We start from the raw sequence: 15,468 nt of genomic DNA, 5'->3' as shown, positions 1-15,468 counted from the left end.
GGACTGAGCGGGTGTGGGTGGAGACATTCACGTTCCAGTTCCTCGGCATTCCCGAGCTGGACGACCGTTTGGAAACTGCGTCGATGCGCGCGTACGTCGACACACCAGTCTGGAACCTCCCCAACGCCGAGATAAGCTGGGCCGTTTACCTGCTGGGCACTGCGGAGCCCGGCTCGCCGAATGTCCCCGCCTACGCGGCTCCCACTCGTGTCGAGGATTTCTCGGGGTTGCCCGCCGCCTACGTCACCGTCTGCCAATTCGACCCGCTCCGGGACGAAGGAATGGAATACGCGCGCCGGCTGGCCCAGGCCAACGTCCCCGTGGAACTTCATCTGTACCCGAGCACGTTTCACGGGGCCGCAGCACTTCTGCAGGCCGCTGTGTCTCAACGGATGAATGCCGACGCCTTGGAATTCCTGAAGCGCGCGCTCGCCCTCGGGACGTCGAAGACGCCCGCCGGTGAAGTCGCTGGCGCATAGATCGCGCCCCCGGCTGCGGTCCTGCCGTGTCCATCATGCCCGACCACAGGCATCAAAGGGGCGATTGTCTGGCTGCCGACTTCGCGTTCTGCCCAGCTCACAGACGTGTCTCGTCTATTTGTCACTACATAGCCATACGCGGGCGGCCCGCAAGCGACGCCCGCGTCTCTATCGGGAGACTCTGATGTTTATCGCAGCTTTCGTCGTGTCCGTCATGTTCGCTCTGATCCTGCTTGTCTCCGCGCGCGGCAAGCTCATCAAAGATCCCGCGCAAATGAAGACGCTCGAACGGGTCGGATTCCCGGAACAACGGGTTGCACTGCTGGCGGCGGCGGAAATCGCCGGCGCCGGGGGGATCCTCATCGGTCTGGCGTGGTGGCCTCTCGGCGTGGCCGCCGCCATCGGGATCATCGCGTACTTCAGCGGCGCCATCGTTTCCCACCTCCGTGTGCGCGACTGGCAGTTCGCACCTGCTGCCGTTCTGCTGCTCGCGGGCGTGGCGGCGCTCGTTCTGCGCCTCGCGTCGCGCTGATCAACCCGTCAACGGCCCACCTGACCACCGAGATAAGCAACACCATGACGTTCGTTCTGCCGCCCGTGCCCGACGAGGACGACCCGCGCTGGACACGCCGTGACGGCATCTTTGTCCGCCGCGACCAGGGTGTCACCAAGTGGATGGCGGGTGACACCACAACGGTCAAGATCAGCGCGGCACAGACCGGTGGTGCCGTGGGCGTGCTGGAGACATCGGTCCCGCCCGGCAGCGGTGCGCTTCCACATGCCCACGGCCGCGAAGAAGAGGTGTTCTACGTCCTCTCCGGCGATTTCGACTTCGTTAACGGTGACAAGATCATCCAGGTGGGACCCGGCGACCTTCTCTTCGTCCCGCGGGGGAACCGGCACGGCTTCACCAACACCGGCGACCTTCCCGCCAAACTGCTCACCTTCATCATGCCCGGAGGCCACGAAGACTTCTGGCTCGACAACGGGATTGACCCCGAACCTGGCAAGGCAGCACCTCCCCTGAGGCCGGAAGACTTCGCGGCCCTCGCAGCAGAGCTGGCCAATCAACAGGTGACCATCATGCCTGACCGCGAGCCCTGACCTGTTCTCACCACACCCCTTCGCGCACGCGTGTCGTGACCTCGCACTGCACCCACACCACACTTACCGACCCAGGAGCACGCCAAGTGACCGAGTCCTACGCTTTCAACACGTCCGTGATCGAGGAGTTCCGCGCCAACGCCGGCAAGGTGACACAGGCAGCAGGGGGGGTGTTGAGCAAGCTGGACCTCCTGATCATCCACCATGTGGGCTGCCACAGCGGCAAGGAGTATCTGACGCCCGTCTCCTACATGAGGTTCGAGGGGGACTACCAGCTAGTCGGATCCTTCGCCGGGTCCCCGGTGGAGCCACAGTGGGTTGCCAACGTCGAGGCGATGGAGGAACTGGACCTGGAGTTCGGCGACCGCACCGTGCGCGTGACCTCCTCCGTGTTCCGCGAAGGACCGGAGTGGAAGCGGCTGTACGGCGCCGCGGTGGCGCACTGGCCCTTCGTCGAGGAGGACTACGCCCGCAAGACCACACGGACGTTCCCCGTCATCCGCCTCTCCCCCGTCGGCGCACCGGGAAGCGCAGCGCAGGAACACTCATGGGCAGAGCCGACCTGTCGGCGGTAACGTGCGCGGACCCGTCGCACGACCAAGCGCCGACAGGCACGGGTGTGTCAATTTTATGGCCCTGTCTCACATTCGGTGGTGACACGGTGTGCTGCTATCCCAGGAGGATGCGGTGACGTAGGAGGGTGAGGCCTGCACGTCCGTGCATCTGGCGCGCGATGAGATCGCCGCGACGCTGCGCCACGCGCTGACCGGGGAGGGCGGCGGGTACGCCGTGCTACGCCTGGGGAACCTTGCTAAAGCTCTGAGTGGCGTCCGGTTCCGGCGGTTGGTGACGGGCTTCGCGGCCGAGGTGGCGGTCCCCTTCTCGCCCTTCCCACGCTGGCCCCTGTGGAAGGACATCGGGTTCAAGGTCGACAAGGACCCCGGCAAGTCCAGCGGCATCGGGTACAACGCGTTCCACATGGACCTGGTGAACGGGACCCGGCCCCCAGACTACACCACGCTCCTGTGCGTTCGCCTCGACCCGCTCGGCGGCGGCACCAGCATCCTCTCCGACGCCCACGCCGCGGTGGCGCGGCTCTCGGAGGACAACCGCGCCCTGCTGGCCGAGTCGGCCTACCACTACGGGACCTTCTTCGACCTGCACGGCGTCGGCGAGGAGTACAAGCCGTTCCCGATCCTGGACGGCTCCGACCTGGGCGCGGGGTTCGTCCGGTTCACCGCCAAGATGCTGGAGCGATCCGAGCTCAGCCAGGCGCACGCCGACGCCGCCAGGGAACTCGCCGAGGAACTCGTCCGGGGCCAGGTCTCCTTCATGCTCCAGCCCGGGGACTACCTCATCGTGAACCAGCGCCGCTTCCTGCACGGTCGGAAGGCACTCCACAGCGGTCAGGACACCGTCCCGGTCGCCGACCGGCGGCTGCTCCTCCAGTTGTTCCTGCGCGCGAAGGCCAGCGATGGCTCAGCCGCGTAGCCGGCCGACGGCACCGGTGACCTACCGAGTCCCGCCCCCAGGTCCAGCCGCCGAGCACGCGGCACTGCCACCAGGCGGGCCTGGTCGGGCACCCCCGGAAACAGTCGCGCACCGGGCTCCCCTGGCCCGTGCACGGACCTAGGGTCCGTCTTCAAACGGATCTTGCCCAGAGTAGGAATGACGCGAGATTGACCGCTGCCTCGTAGGAGGTGGCGGTCTTGTCGTATCTGGTAGCGATGCCGCGGAAGCCCTTGAGCTGGTTGAAGCAGCGCTCGACGACGTTGCGCCGACGGTAGAGCCGGCGGTCGAAAGCGGGTGGCCGGCCTCCTCGGTAGCCGCGATTGTGGCGGTGACGCTTCTGGTCGGTCTTTTCCGGGATGGTGCATGCAATTCCGCGTTTGCGCAGGTAGGCGCGGAAACCACGAGAGCTGTAAGCCTTGTCGGCGACGACCTGGTCGGGTCTGCAACGGGGTCGGCCCGGTCCCATACGCGGGACGCGAATGCGTTCCAGGAGGGGACGCGCGCAGGTGCTGTCGTGGCGTTGTCCGGGTGTCAGCAGGACGGCCAGGGGCCTGCCGCGGCCGTCGCAGGCGAGGTGGATTTTGGTGGTCAGTCCGCCTCGGGATCGGCCGAGGGCGTGATCGTCCGGTTCGTCCGGCCGGCTGATCCCCCTTTTCGGCCGGTGGCGGCCGAGTGTTGGTGGGCGCGGACGATGGTGGAGTCGATCTGGACGAGCCAGTCGATGTCGCCGACAGCGTCCGCGCCGGCCTGGATCTGCTGGAGTGCCCGGGTGAACACGCCGTCCAACGCGTAGCGGCGAAAGCGGGTGTAGACCGTCTGCCACGGCCCGTAACGTTCCGGCAGGTCACGCCAGGAGACCCCGGTCCGGATCTTGTAGACCATCCCGTTGATGACCTGCCGGTCTGGCACGCGCGGTCGTCCCGTCGCGGCACGCGGTATGAGCGGAGCAAGTAACTCCCACTCCAGGTCGGTGAGTTCATGGCGGCGTATCACCCGACCATGATCCACCACTCAATGATCTTTGAAGACGGACCCTAGATGCGGGAGTTATGCAGCGACTGCCACACAGCGCCGGCCAGCGCCCGCGTCGCCCGAGGGACCGACAGATGTTCGTGCTCGCGGTACAGGGCCCAGTTGTACTGCACGAGCGAGAGCTTGTTGGAGGACAGCGATCCCGCCTGGTGGGCCCTGTACACGGCAAGCGGCTCAGCCAGGCCCCGGGCGTCAGCGCCGTCCCGCATGATCGACAGCCACAGGGCGTAGTCCTGGCGCTTGCGCATCTCCGGCATCAGCCTCGTGCCCAAGGCATTGCGGTCGTACATGGCGGTGAGAGCACCGATGTGGTCCTGGACCAGCATCGCGCGGTAGTCCACGTGCTCCCGCGCACGGATCACCCGCCCGTTCGGGACCCAGTCGGTGCTCTCGCCGTCGTGGTCGGCGTCCATCTTGAAGTACGACGTGAACGTCAAAGGCGCAGTGGACTGCGCAGCGAAGGCGAGTTGCTCCTCGGTCTTCTTCGGGAGCCACATGTCGTCGCTGTCGAGGAAGGCGATGTAGTCCCCACGGGCCCGCTTGATCGCGAGGTTGCGGGCCCGGCCCGCCCCGCCCTGTTCGGGTGCCGACTCCGGCAGGACGCGCTCGTCCTGCTCGGCGAACTCGCGGAGCAGGTCCATGGAGCCATCGGAGGACTGGTCGTCGGTGACCAGCAGCTCCAGGTCGCTGTGGGTCTGCGTGAGGACCGATCGGACGGCCGTGCCGAGTGTGGCTGCCGAGTTGTACACGGGCATCACGACGGACACCAGGGGCACAGCGCTTCTCCTTGCCAGTCCAGGAACGACGGTCCATTCAAGCACCGCAATCGAGTAGGAGCTGCCATGCAGATAGTTGTCGCTGGTCAGGGCTATGTAGGGTTTCCCCTGGCCGTACGCGCCGCCGAGGTGGGGCACCGGGTCGTCGGTTACGACGTGGACACGCACCGCGTTCAGCAGCTCGCCACCGGCCAGTCCTACGTGAGGGACGTGGACTCGGCGCGGCTGCGCGCAGTGCTGGACTCCGGGACCTACTCCGCGACCACCGATGCTGCCGCGCTGGCCGGCTTCGACATCGCGGTGATCACCGTGCCGACCCCACTGCGGGACGGCGTGCCCGACCTGAGCTACATCGAGTCCTGCGCCCGGACACTGGGCGAGCACCTTCGCCCCGGTACGACGGTGGTCCTGGAGTCCACGACCTATCCCGGCACCACCGAGGAGCTGCTGGTGCCGATCCTGGAAGAGGTGTCGGGCCTCAAGGGCGGGGTGGACTTCCTGGCCGGCTTCAGTCCCGAGCGGATCGGAAACAAACGCTGGTCGTTCGATACACCGAAGTTGGTGTCCGGAATCGACACCACATCACTCGATGTGATCAAGGGTTTCTACGACGGCATCTTCGAGACCACCGTGCCGGTGTCCGGGACGAAGGTCGCCGAGTTGGCCAAGCTGTTGGAGAACACCTTCCGGTTCGTCAACATCTCCATGGTCAACGAGATGGCGATGCTGGCCGGCTCCCTCGGCGTGGACATCTGGGAGGCGATCGACGCCGCCGCGACCAAGCCCTTCGGATTCACGCGGTTCACCCCGGGGCCGGGAGTCGGCGGTCACTGCCTGCCCGTCGACCCGATGTTCTTCTCGTGGAAGGCCCAACAGGAGCTTGGCGTCCCGTTCCGGTTCGCGGAACTCGCCGCCGACGTGAACCGGCAGATGCCCGACTACGTCGTCCGGCGTCTCGTGGAGGCACTCGACAAGCGCGGCATGCCCGTCAGGGGATCTCGGGTTCTGCTGCTCGGCCTGACCTACAAGTACAACGCCACCGACCTTCGCAATTCCCCTTCGGCACGTGTCGCCGACCTTCTCATCGGCCTCGGCGCCGAGGTCTGCGGCGCCGAACCCAACATCCCGGACGGCGACGACACCAGGCTGAACGTGCTCCGGGTCGATGCGACCCCCGACGAGGTAGCCGCAGCTGATGCAGTGGTTCTTCTCATGGACCATCCACTATTCGACCTCCCGATGATCGAGAAATGCGCGACCTTCGTTCTCGACTGCCGAAACCGTCTTTCCGGAGTGAACGTCGAGACTCTTTAGTCTCTCGAAAACCACCTCCGGACGTGCTGCCAACCCTCCATCCCCGGGAGTTCTCTTGCGCGACGAATGGGAAAGCGCCCACACGGACTACACCATGCCCGCACAGCGTCAACTCCCTGCGTCGCTGGCCGAAAGCGAGAGCGACTGGCGCCAGCACCTGGAATGCTCAACCCCCAACGGCTGGCTGATACAGAACAACGCGATGACCGAAGCGCTCGTCAGCGGAAAGCCGATATACCTGCTGCACAGCACCAAGCACATCGACGCCATCCGCATCAGCCGGCAGTTGCACGTCTCTACCGGATGCCTGGTCGGAGCCCTGTACTGCTCGCCTCTCGTCAGCCAGCGCGAGGGACTTCGCCGCCACAACCTCGGCGCCTACCTGATGCGGACGAAACCCTCCACCACGCCCATGGTCTTCGAGGTCACCCCGGACGCCCCGATGCGGCCCAAGGGCGTCGACTACCTGCATCTCGGTGCCATCCACCTGCGTACCTACGAACGCTTCCAGAGCTTCCTGACCCTGGCCGAGAACGACCAACTCGACCACGCTGTGCTGACCGGGCTGCGCGCCGCGGCCGTATTCCTCGACGTCGCCCTTCGCAACGCCACCGGCCATGCCACTCCAGCACCCGCGTTCATCAACCAGTTGTCCGACGCCGTGGCCCACGTGCCGTTCCTCGGCTACCTGTACTTCGAGGTTCTGTCCGAGTACCTGATGCTCCACTCCGCCACTCCGGAGACCAAGGCCTACGCCGAGGTGGGAGAGCTGAACAACTGGCTCTACAAGCGACTCGCCTTCGCCGCCGTGGACGGCATGGACCAGTTGTTCGACCTGGCCCGTTTCAATCCGCGCCATCCTCAGCTCGTCCGGCTCATCGAAGGCATGGAACCAGCTCTCGGCCCTGGAGTCGCCGAGTACGTCCGGCGACGGCTGTCCCACCTGTTCGCCCGGACCGCGCTGCACCCATCCCAAGACGCGGCATCGGTCACCTTCCTGGGCGCTGATCTCAGCACGCTCCGGAAAGTCGCGCCCGGACTGATCGGCCAGATGATCTTCCGTGAAATCCGGTACATGTCGCGCTACCAGCAGCTCTACCACTGCTTCGAGAAATCCAAGGCTCTAGAGGCATGGGACTACTGGAACAGCGAGGGAATACCCACCCCGTTCAACGGAATCCTTCCCAAGGGAGAGATAGGGATAAATCCCGTATACCACCGATCGACCATCAGAGCATGGACGGCAGAAGTGGACGGTAGGGGCTATTTGCATCCGGCCGATGAAGTCACGGCCGTCTTCACGCCACACCTGGCGGAGTGGTGGGCGCCACCCCGTCAGCGCGAGAGACAGAACGCCGCCGACGATTCACGATTCGATTTGGCCCTGGGAGTCCGATCTCCGGTTCCACCCCAACCGTCATCCACGAATGGAGTTTCCGCGTGACCGACAAGCTCCTGAACATCCTGACCGGCATCAACCGCAGTGCCGCGCCTTCGTCCGGGAGCATGATCCTCGTCAACGACCTCTACTGCGCGATGCCTGAAATCCACACGACTTTCCTGGGCAGGGCGCCGGTCGATCAGGTTTGGGAGGCTGCGTTCGATCAGCTGATCGCCCTCTCCACGACGAAACGCCCCCACGGCCCGGACTTCGACCCCTACGTTGACGAGTTGACGCGTGAGGTCGGTGCGCTCGTTGAGAAGATCCAGCCGAACGCCATTCACGCCCAGCACCTCGGGCTCGCTCTCAGTCTGGCGTTCACCCGAACCGCCGGCAGCATCCCGATCATCGCCATCGCCCACGGCCCCGACGTGATGGTGGCCGAGCGCAGCACATCGGAACGCGAGGCCATGAATGAGGTTGCTGCCGCCAGCGCCGCGATCGTCGCCCCGACCTTCACCCTCGCCGACCGCATCGACCGTCTCACCGGACGCCGATTCACCGATCGACTCACCGTCATCCCGTGGGGTATCCCTTTGCGCGATGTCCGAGTAAGCGATCAACCGCCTACTGGAACCGGACCCCTCGCTCTGGTGCACGCCGGTCGCCTGGACGACAACAAATCCACGATCACAGCCGTCGAAGCCCTCGCTTTAACCGATCAGCCGCACCACCTGACCGTGATTGGCGAAGGAAGCTTACGGGAGCATCTGGAACGGCGAGCGATCGAACTCGGGCTCCGGGACCGGGTTCATTTTGATCCGTTCCTGCCACGCGCCGAGCTGTGGCGTCGCCTGTCGAAATTCGACGCCTTCGTCTTCACGACCAAAGGTCTGGAGGCTTTCGGGCTCGTCCTCATTGAGGCCCAAGTTCACGGACTTCCGGTTGCCTACTCCGATCTTCCCGGTGTTGGGGACATCCTCGGGAGCGCTGGCGTTCCCTTTACTCCTGGCGACCCGTGCTCGCTGGCCGTGGTCCTAGACGAGATGGGCCGGGACTTCCACCGGCGCATGGCCCTGAGTAAAACGGCTCTCGACAACGCGCGTCGATACGACATCGCTACCACCGGCCGCCAGCTTTGCGAACTGACGTTCCGTGTTACCTCCTAACCCCGCGCTTTCATGAGTGGGCTTGTCCGGGTTTTGATCAAATAAGTGGGGAGTGCTGCTGAGCTGCAACGATGGGACTTGTCGAGTTTCCTGTCAGATGCAAGGAAAGAAGCACTGAGCGTTTTTCAACCTCAGGGTGATGCGTGGTGAAAGACGAGTACGGCCTTCACGGCGTCGGTGATTCGGTTGGTACTGCAGCTGGCTTGGCGGCTCTGTTCTGACAGGCTGCGGGACATGGCCTATCCCGTCACCGGCGCCTCTACCGTGCGGGTGGGCGGGAGGTGCCGAGCAGCGGGCCCAGGGGCCTTGACTTAGACCGTGTCCTACATGGTCAGTTTGAGGATTCGCCTACGGCAGACAAGGAAGAGCGCCGAAAGACTGGATAGCTACGCCAGGACTATGTCAACGTACAACGACCCGCAAAACACCAGGTCAGACGGTACTGCTGCTCGACTGCGATCACGTTTCCTGCTCCGAATGACGCGTCGCGTGGGTTGGCCCGCTGGCGTGGCTCCTACTTGGGAGGCTTGTCTGCCTGATTCCGCTATCCGATCTGCCTTCTTCACATCACCCGTGCCCGTTGCCCTCGGCGGACTGAATGCTTGGGTCGGCCGAACGGCGGGTACCTATCTTGCGGTCTCTTCCAGGCCCTGTTTCAGGGTCTGTGCGGCCAGCCTTTTCAGCGAAGATCTTTTGCAACGAGGGTACTGCGGCGATCGCGTCGTCCCCGTGCACCTGGCACGCCATCCCGGCGCCATAACCCGGCAAGTGGCGCAGGTCCTCGGGATTCCTGAGCGCCGCGTCGCGGCGAATCTCGACCGGCTTACGGACGACGGTCTCCTAGCGGTCGCCTCGGACAGCACGCCCGGAGCCCTGCGCTCGTACCTTCTTCGCCCCGCTGGCGGCGAGGCCAAGAAGACGCCGAGGACGTGATGCGGCGCGCAACATAGCCGACGATCGCCGGTTAGCCAAACCGGCGATCGTCGCGACCATTGAGGTGTTCGCTTTTCGGCTGCGCTTGGCGGTGGAGCCGTTCTGACGCCATGGCCTTTGTGGCGCAGCGCTGCAGGTTGCTCGCTGTCGTCCCGGCGTCTCGCTTCCCGAAAGCCCCGAGGAACACATCAATGGCTCGTCCACCCGCGCTCAAACTTGCTGAGGTCCTAGCGGAGATCCGTATGAGCCCATCGGCCTTCTACCGCTTGCGTGCTCGCGGTCAGGCACCCCGAATGATCAAGCTGCCCAACGGTGAACTGCGCTGCCGCCGCGCCGATCTGGATGCGTGGTGGGAGGCATGTGAAAGGGACACGCCTGGATGGCGATGAGTTATAACGTCCGCTTCTGGGAGATACGCGAACGCCCCGACCGACGCAAGCCTTTCCAGATTCGGTGGACGGTTAACGGTCGAGAGAAGTCCGAGTCCTTCATCACGTTCGCGCTTGCTGATAGCCGACGCGCGAAGCTGATGACAGCTACGCGCGATGGTGAGCCGTTTGATGAGCACAGCGGTCTGCCGGCATCCGAGTTGCGGGCCATCAAGCAGCAGACTACGTGGTATGACCTGGCGCACGAATACATTGAGCAAAGGTGGGAGCGCACGCCAGGGAACACCCGCCGCACCCTGGCTGATGCCTTCGCCACAATCACGCCCGCCCTGGTACGCCCTGGCACAACTTTTTCCGATCCACGGGTACTGCGGCGTGCCCTGTACTCGTGGGCGTTCAACAAGAAAGCTTGGCAGCGTGAGCCAACCGAGGAGTGGATCCAGGCGCTGGACTGGATGAAGCGGAACTCTCTGCCGGTCAGCGCCCTCGCGGAAGCCGACGTTTTGAGGCGAGCCCTCGATGCGATGTGCCGCAAACTGGACGGCAGGGCGGCTGCGGCCAAGACAGCCCGACGCAAGAGGGCTGCGTTCAATGAAGCTCTCAACACTGCGGTGGAGAAGGGGTACTTCGCGGAGAACCCCCTCAATGGGCTCCGTTGGAAAGCGCCAGCAGTCAATGAGGAAGTGGATCCGGCTGCCGTTCCCAATCCGGCCCAGGTCTTTCGGCTGCTAGACGCCGTTGCTCGCCAGCGTGGGCGGGGCCCTCATCTTGAAGCGTTCTTCGGCTGCATGTACTTCGCGGCTATGCGGCCAGCCGAGGTAATCCATCTTCGGATCGATCAATGCTACCTGCCGAAGACTGGATGGGGGATGCTCAACCTCTCGGGCGGGGTTGTCACGTCTGGCAAGGAGTGGACCGACGACGGTGAGGTGCACGAGGTGCACTCGCTTAAGCGTCGCGCGGCAAGCGCGACGCGGCCTGTTCCTATCCCGCCGCAATTCGTACGCATGCTGCGTTCCCATGTGAAACGGTTCGACGTGGCACCCGACGGCCGACTCTTCCGGAACCAGGCTGGCAATTACGTGGACGCTGCCGCATACGGTATAACGTGGGCGCGGGCTCGGGAGCACGCTCTGACTCGTACCGAGCGCACTTCTCGCCTGGCCAAGCGACCTTACGATCTCCGGCACGCCGGTATTTCGTTCTGGCTCTACTCCGGAGTGGACCCGGCCGAATGCGCCCGCCGCGCCGGCCAGAGCATCGAGGTTCTTTTCCGCCACTACGCCAAGTTCCTCGACGGCCTTCGAGAGCAGGCGAACCGGCTCATCGAGCAGTCCATGAACGAGTGGCAGCGCGTCAGCCAAGGTGACGCACCCGAGGGCTGAACCGAGGGTTTGGTCCGTGACTGGTCCGGAGGCACTGGTCAGGAGGGGTGCAGCAGTGGGAGAAATTGGGAGTTAGCACGCAAGCCGGCCTTGGCCGAGAACGTGTTGAGTGGAAAGGCGCCTGACGGGTGAAGACCCAGGTCAGGCGCCTTTTCTCGTGCGCCTAGAAGAAGCCCAGCCTCTTCGGCGAGTACGACACCAGCAGATTCTTCGTCTGCTGATAGTGGTCCAGCATCATCTTGTGGTTCTCTCGACCGATGCCGGACTGCTTGTAGCCGCCGAACGCCGCGTGTGCGGGGTACGCGTGGTAGCAGTTCGTCCACACCCGGCCCGCCTGGATCGCCCGGCCCGCGCGGTACGCCGTGTTGATGTCCCGGGTCCACACGCCCGCCCCGAGGCCGTACAGCGTGTCGTTGGCGGCCTTGATCGCGTCGTCGAAGTCGTCGAACGACGTCACCGAGACCACCGGCCCGAAGATCTCCTCCTGGAAGATGCGCATCCGGTTGTCGCCCTCGAAGATCGTCGGCTGGACGTAGTAACCGCCCTTCAACTCGCCGTCGTAGTCGATGCGTTCGCCGCCTGTGAGGATCTTCGCGCCCTCCTGACGGCCGATGTCCAGGTAGGAGAGGATCTTCTCCAACTGGTCGTTGGACGCCTGCGCGCCGATCATCGTGTCCGTGTCGAGCGGGTGCCCCGGCTTGATCAACTCGGTGCGGGCGACGGCCGCTTGGAGGAAGTCGGCGTAGTGGCCGCGCTGGATGAGCGCCCGGGACGGGCAGGTGCACACCTCGCCCTGGTTGAGCGCGAACATCGTGAAGCCTTCGAGCGCCTTGTCGAGGAAGTCGTCGTTCGCCGACGACACGTCGTCGAAGAAGATGTTCGGCGACTTGCCGCCGAGTTCCAGCGTGACCGGCTTGATGTTCTCGGAGGCGTACTGCATGATCAGCCGCCCCGTCGTGGTCTCGCCGGTGAAGGCGACCTTCGCCACGCGCGGGCTGGACGCCAGCGGCTTGCCCGCCTCGACGCCGAAGCCGTTGACGATGTTCACCACGCCCGGCGGCAACAGGTCCGCGATCAGGCTCATCCAGTAGTGGATGGACGCCGGGGTCTGCTCGGCCGGCTTGATGACGACCGCGTTGCCCGCCGCGAGCGCCGGCGCCAGCTTCCAAGTCGCCATCAGGATCGGGAAGTTCCACGGGATGATCTGCGCGACGACTCCGAGCGGCTCGTGGAAGTGGTACGCCACCGTGTCGTCGTCGACCTCGCCCAGCGAACCCTCCTGCGCCCGGATCGCCCCCGCGAAGTAGCGGAAGTGGTCGATGGCGAGCGGGATGTCGGCGGCGAGCGTCTCGCGGACGGGCTTGCCGTTCTCCCAGCTCTCCGCGACCGCGAGCGGCTCCAGGTTCGCCTCCATCCGGTCGGCGATCTTGAGCAGGATGTCGGAACGCTCGGTCACCGACGTCCGTCCCCAGCCCGGCGCCGCCGCGTGGGCCGCGTCCAGCGCCCGCTCCACGTCCTCCGCGGTGCCGCGCGCGATCTCCGTGAACGGCTGCCCGTTCACCGGTGACGGGTTCTCGAAGTACTGCCCGCGGGCCGGCGGCACGTACTCGCCGCCGATGAAGTGGTCGTAGCGCGCCTGGTAGGAGACGATCGCGCCCTCGGTGCCGGGTGCCGTGTAACGGGTCATCCTGGTCTGCCTCCCGGAACAGCGCTGCCCGCCGTTGGGCAGCTCTCGGCGCGAGGCTAGGGATCGGGACGTTGCATGTACGTTGCGTGGGTGCGGGGTGCGGGGTGCGGGGTGCGGGAGGGCGGGCTGGGCGGTAAGTGCCTTGCGCCGCGCACGAGTTACGTCAGCGGGGCGTCCGGTGTGACCACCCGGCCGGTGCCGCCAGCTCGGACTCCAGCGCGACGAGTCGCGAACGCACCGGTGCCGTCGGCCGTATCGCCGCGAGCGCCCGCCACACGTCGAGGTCGTCCTCGCCCCACGGCGCGTGCGCCCAGTCCGCCAGCAGGTCGGGGTCGCGGCGGGCGATGAGCGCCGTACGGAGGCCGTCCGCGAGGCGGGTCCTGAGCCGGACCACCGCCGGTGCCTGCGAACCGGGCAGCAACGGACCCGTGTACGCCGTCGCCGCTCCCATGACCGCGCCCCCTTCCAGCCGCCGCTCGACGATCGCCACGTCGGACTCGACCGGCGACGTGAGCCGGTACGGACGCGAGGCGAGCAGACCCGGGCCCAACAGGCGCCGCAGCCGCGCCAGTTCGGCCCGCAACGTCACCGGCGGCACCGACTCGTCCTCGTACAGTGCGCACAGCAGTTCGTCGCCGGTCAGTCCCTCGGGATGCCGGGCCAGCAGCACCAGGATCTCGCTGTGCCGGCGGCTCAGCCTCATCTTGCGGCCGTGGAGGCACAGTTGGGCCTCGTCCCGGCCCAGCGCCGTGAGTTCGGGTACGTCGACGGAGGTCTGTTCCGGGGCGAGCAGCGCCAGTTGGGACTCGGCGGCCCGCGCCACCGCCTGCACGAAGCCGAGGCTGTGCGGGTGTGCCAGCCCGTTCCCGCCGGTGATGTCCACGGCACCGAGCACCCGCCCCGTGCGTGGATCGTGCACCGGAGCCGCCGCGCACGTCCACGGCTGCACCCGCCGGATGAAGTGCTCGGCCGCGAACACCTGCACCGGCCGGTCCACGGCGACCGCCGTACCCGGCGCGTTCGTCCCGACCGCGGTCTCCGCCCAGCGCGCACCCGGCACGAAGTTCATCCGGCCCGCCTTCCGCCGGGTCGCCGGATCACCCTCGACCCACAACAGCCTGCCCTGCGCGTCGCACACGGCCAGCAGATGCTCGCCGTCCGCGGCGAACGTGCCCACCAACTCCCGTATCAGCGGCATCACCCGCGCCAGCGGATGCTCCGCGCGATAGACACCCAGGTCATCGTCCGTCAGCTCCACGCTCGCCGTGCCCTCGGGGCCGACACCGGCCCGCGCGGAACGCCGCCAGGAATCGGCCACCACCGACCGCACCGGCTGCGGCACCGTACCGGCCACGGCGAACGTCTCGTGCGCCCGGCGCAGCACCCGCACCCGCTCGGCAGGGTCGGCCCCCGGCTCCAGGGCCACCCATGGATCGGTCAACTCGGCCTCCCTTGAAGTCGATACGACGGCGGTGCAGCGGCGGTACAACGGCGATACGGCGATGACACGACAGCGACACGGCGCCGCAACGGATGCGGACATCGTCACTCCGCAGACGGATCCGGACAACCGTTTCGACCAGGTACGCCCCGAACCAACCGCGACACTCTCGGATCCGGCTCGGAACCGGCCCTGATCCGCCCCGGATCCGGCCCGGCTCAGGCGAAATTGACCAGCCTTATATAGCGCGTCCAGTCCCAGTTCGGTCCCGGATCGGTGTGGTCCGTACCCGGCACCTCGTAGTGCCCGATGATGTGCGCCCGGTCCTTCGGGAGCCCGTACTTCGTGCAGATCGCCGCCGTCAGCCTGGCCGACTGTTCGTACAACGCGTCGGTGAACCACTGGGGTTGATCCACCCAGCCCTCGTGCTCGATACCGACACTGCGCGTGTTGTAGTCCCAGTTCCCCGCGTGCCAGGCGATGTCGGCTTCCCGCACACACTGCGCCACATGCCCGTCGGCCGATCGCACGAGATAGTGCGCGGACACCTTCTTCTGCGGATTCTGGAAGATGGACAGGGTGTTGGGATACGTCTCCTGCGTGACGTGGATGATCACGTAGTCGACGGGATAGGTGCTGGGGCGGTTGGACGCCGTGTAGTTGGAGGTGCTCGCCGGCTGCCACTCGGCCGGCGGATAGTCGACGGCCTGGGTCTGCGCACCGGCTTCCGGGTCGGGAAGTAACGCGTACGGTACGGCGGCCAGCGCGGCACCCTTGAGGATGCGCCGCCTGCTCGGAAGCGGTCTTGAACGGTCCACTGCGGGTTGCCTTTCAGAGGTCTTCGGGGTCGTCCGGGTGTTCGGAGG

At 65.8% G+C, this 15,468-nt stretch carries 15 protein-coding genes; 10 read left to right on the top strand and 5 right to left on the bottom strand.

Annotation, left to right across the window (positions count from 1 at the left end):
* The first annotated feature begins 17 nt into the window (after positions 1-17).
* From OG496_RS09815 to OG496_RS09795, 5 genes are all read left to right on the top strand, one after another.
* Positions 18-479: an alpha/beta hydrolase fold domain-containing protein gene (locus OG496_RS09815; RefSeq protein WP_405970464.1), complete on the top strand. Its 462-nt coding sequence runs from the start codon at positions 18-20 to the stop codon at positions 477-479.
* A gap of 184 nt (positions 480-663) precedes the next feature.
* A complete protein-coding gene (locus tag OG496_RS09810; RefSeq protein ID WP_405970463.1) occupies positions 664-1,011 on the top strand; it encodes a DoxX family protein in 348 nt (115 codons plus the stop codon).
* A 44-nt stretch (positions 1,012-1,055) separates the two neighbouring features.
* A complete protein-coding gene (locus OG496_RS09805; RefSeq protein WP_405970462.1) occupies positions 1,056-1,583 on the top strand; it encodes a cupin domain-containing protein in 528 nt (175 codons plus the stop codon).
* An 86-nt stretch (positions 1,584-1,669) separates the two neighbouring features.
* Positions 1,670-2,158, top strand: coding sequence for a nitroreductase/quinone reductase family protein (locus OG496_RS09800; protein ID WP_405970461.1), 489 nt, complete (start codon positions 1,670-1,672; stop codon positions 2,156-2,158).
* Positions 2,159-2,300: 142 nt separating this feature from the next.
* Complete coding sequence (locus OG496_RS09795) at positions 2,301-3,074, top strand: TauD/TfdA family dioxygenase (RefSeq protein WP_405970460.1); 774 nt, start codon at positions 2,301-2,303, stop codon at positions 3,072-3,074.
* 151 nt (positions 3,075-3,225) lie between these two features.
* On the opposite strand, the gene OG496_RS09790 is transcribed toward OG496_RS09795, so the two are convergent.
* A protein-coding gene (locus tag OG496_RS09790) for an IS5 family transposase (protein WP_405976595.1) occupies positions 3,226-4,085 on the bottom strand; the annotation gives its coding sequence in 2 pieces (ribosomal slippage) (positions 3,226-3,737 and positions 3,737-4,085; 861 coding nt in all).
* 44 nt (positions 4,086-4,129) lie between these two features.
* Positions 4,130-4,903 (bottom strand): glycosyltransferase family 2 protein, encoded by a 774-nt coding sequence (locus OG496_RS09785; RefSeq protein ID WP_405970459.1) that lies wholly within the window; start codon positions 4,901-4,903, stop codon positions 4,130-4,132.
* Positions 4,904-4,969: 66 nt separating this feature from the next.
* Here OG496_RS09785 and OG496_RS09780 point away from each other — a divergent pair, with 66 nt between their 5' ends.
* The 5 genes from OG496_RS09780 (at position 4,970) to OG496_RS09760 (ending at position 11,474) form a co-directional block, all read left to right on the top strand.
* Positions 4,970-6,217, top strand: coding sequence for a nucleotide sugar dehydrogenase (locus OG496_RS09780; RefSeq protein ID WP_405970458.1), 1,248 nt, complete (start codon positions 4,970-4,972; stop codon positions 6,215-6,217).
* Positions 6,218-6,272: 55 nt separating this feature from the next.
* On the top strand, positions 6,273-7,661 hold the full coding sequence (locus tag OG496_RS09775; RefSeq protein ID WP_405970457.1) for a hypothetical protein: 1,389 nt from the start codon (positions 6,273-6,275) through the stop codon (positions 7,659-7,661).
* On the top strand, positions 7,658-8,767 hold the full coding sequence (locus OG496_RS09770; protein WP_405970456.1) for a glycosyltransferase family 4 protein: 1,110 nt from the start codon (positions 7,658-7,660) through the stop codon (positions 8,765-8,767). The genes OG496_RS09775 and OG496_RS09770 overlap by 4 nt, the downstream gene beginning before the upstream one ends.
* A gap of 1,124 nt (positions 8,768-9,891) precedes the next feature.
* A complete protein-coding gene (locus OG496_RS09765) occupies positions 9,892-10,089 on the top strand; it encodes a helix-turn-helix transcriptional regulator (RefSeq protein ID WP_405970455.1) in 198 nt (65 codons plus the stop codon).
* Positions 10,080-11,474, top strand: a complete 1,395-nt coding sequence (locus tag OG496_RS09760; RefSeq protein WP_405970454.1) for a tyrosine-type recombinase/integrase — start codon at positions 10,080-10,082, stop codon at positions 11,472-11,474. The genes OG496_RS09765 and OG496_RS09760 overlap by 10 nt, the downstream gene beginning before the upstream one ends.
* A gap of 163 nt (positions 11,475-11,637) precedes the next feature.
* Here the strand turns inward: OG496_RS09760 and OG496_RS09755 are convergent, their stop codons facing one another.
* From OG496_RS09755 to OG496_RS09745, 3 genes are all read right to left on the bottom strand, one after another.
* On the bottom strand, positions 11,638-13,161 hold the full coding sequence (locus OG496_RS09755) for an aldehyde dehydrogenase family protein (protein ID WP_405970453.1): 1,524 nt from the start codon (positions 13,159-13,161) through the stop codon (positions 11,638-11,640).
* Positions 13,162-13,324: 163 nt separating this feature from the next.
* Entirely contained in the window at positions 13,325-14,602 is a 1,278-nt protein-coding gene (locus OG496_RS09750; protein ID WP_405970452.1) for a GAF domain-containing protein, read from the bottom strand.
* A gap of 218 nt (positions 14,603-14,820) precedes the next feature.
* Positions 14,821-15,420 carry an N-acetylmuramoyl-L-alanine amidase gene (locus OG496_RS09745; RefSeq protein WP_405970451.1) on the bottom strand — a complete coding sequence of 200 codons (600 nt, stop codon included), beginning with the start codon at positions 15,418-15,420 and terminating at the stop codon, positions 14,821-14,823.
* Positions 15,421-15,468 lie beyond the last annotated feature (48 nt).

It is taken from the genome of Streptomyces sp. NBC_00988, assembly GCF_045162645.1.
Classification (GTDB): Bacteria; Actinomycetota; Actinomycetes; order Streptomycetales; family Streptomycetaceae; genus Streptomyces.
This window is presented reverse-complemented; position numbering and strand designations above follow the sequence as displayed.

What these genes read in the sequence shown, in the direction of transcription:
- OG496_RS09810 (WP_405970463.1), top strand. Translation starts at nt 664, where the DNA reads ATGTTTATCGCAGCTTTCGTCGTGTCCGTCATGTTCGCTCTGATCCTG.
- OG496_RS09805 (WP_405970462.1), top strand. Translation starts at nt 1,056, where the DNA reads ATGACGTTCGTTCTGCCGCCCGTGCCCGACGAGGACGACCCGCGCTGG.
- OG496_RS09780 (WP_405970458.1), top strand. Translation starts at nt 4,970, where the DNA reads ATGCAGATAGTTGTCGCTGGTCAGGGCTATGTAGGGTTTCCCCTGGCC.
- OG496_RS09765 (WP_405970455.1), top strand. Translation starts at nt 9,892, where the DNA reads ATGGCTCGTCCACCCGCGCTCAAACTTGCTGAGGTCCTAGCGGAGATC.
- OG496_RS09760 (WP_405970454.1), top strand. Translation starts at nt 10,080, where the DNA reads ATGGCGATGAGTTATAACGTCCGCTTCTGGGAGATACGCGAACGCCCC.
- OG496_RS09755 (WP_405970453.1), bottom strand. Translation starts at nt 13,161, where the DNA reads ATGACCCGTTACACGGCACCCGGCACCGAGGGCGCGATCGTCTCCTAC.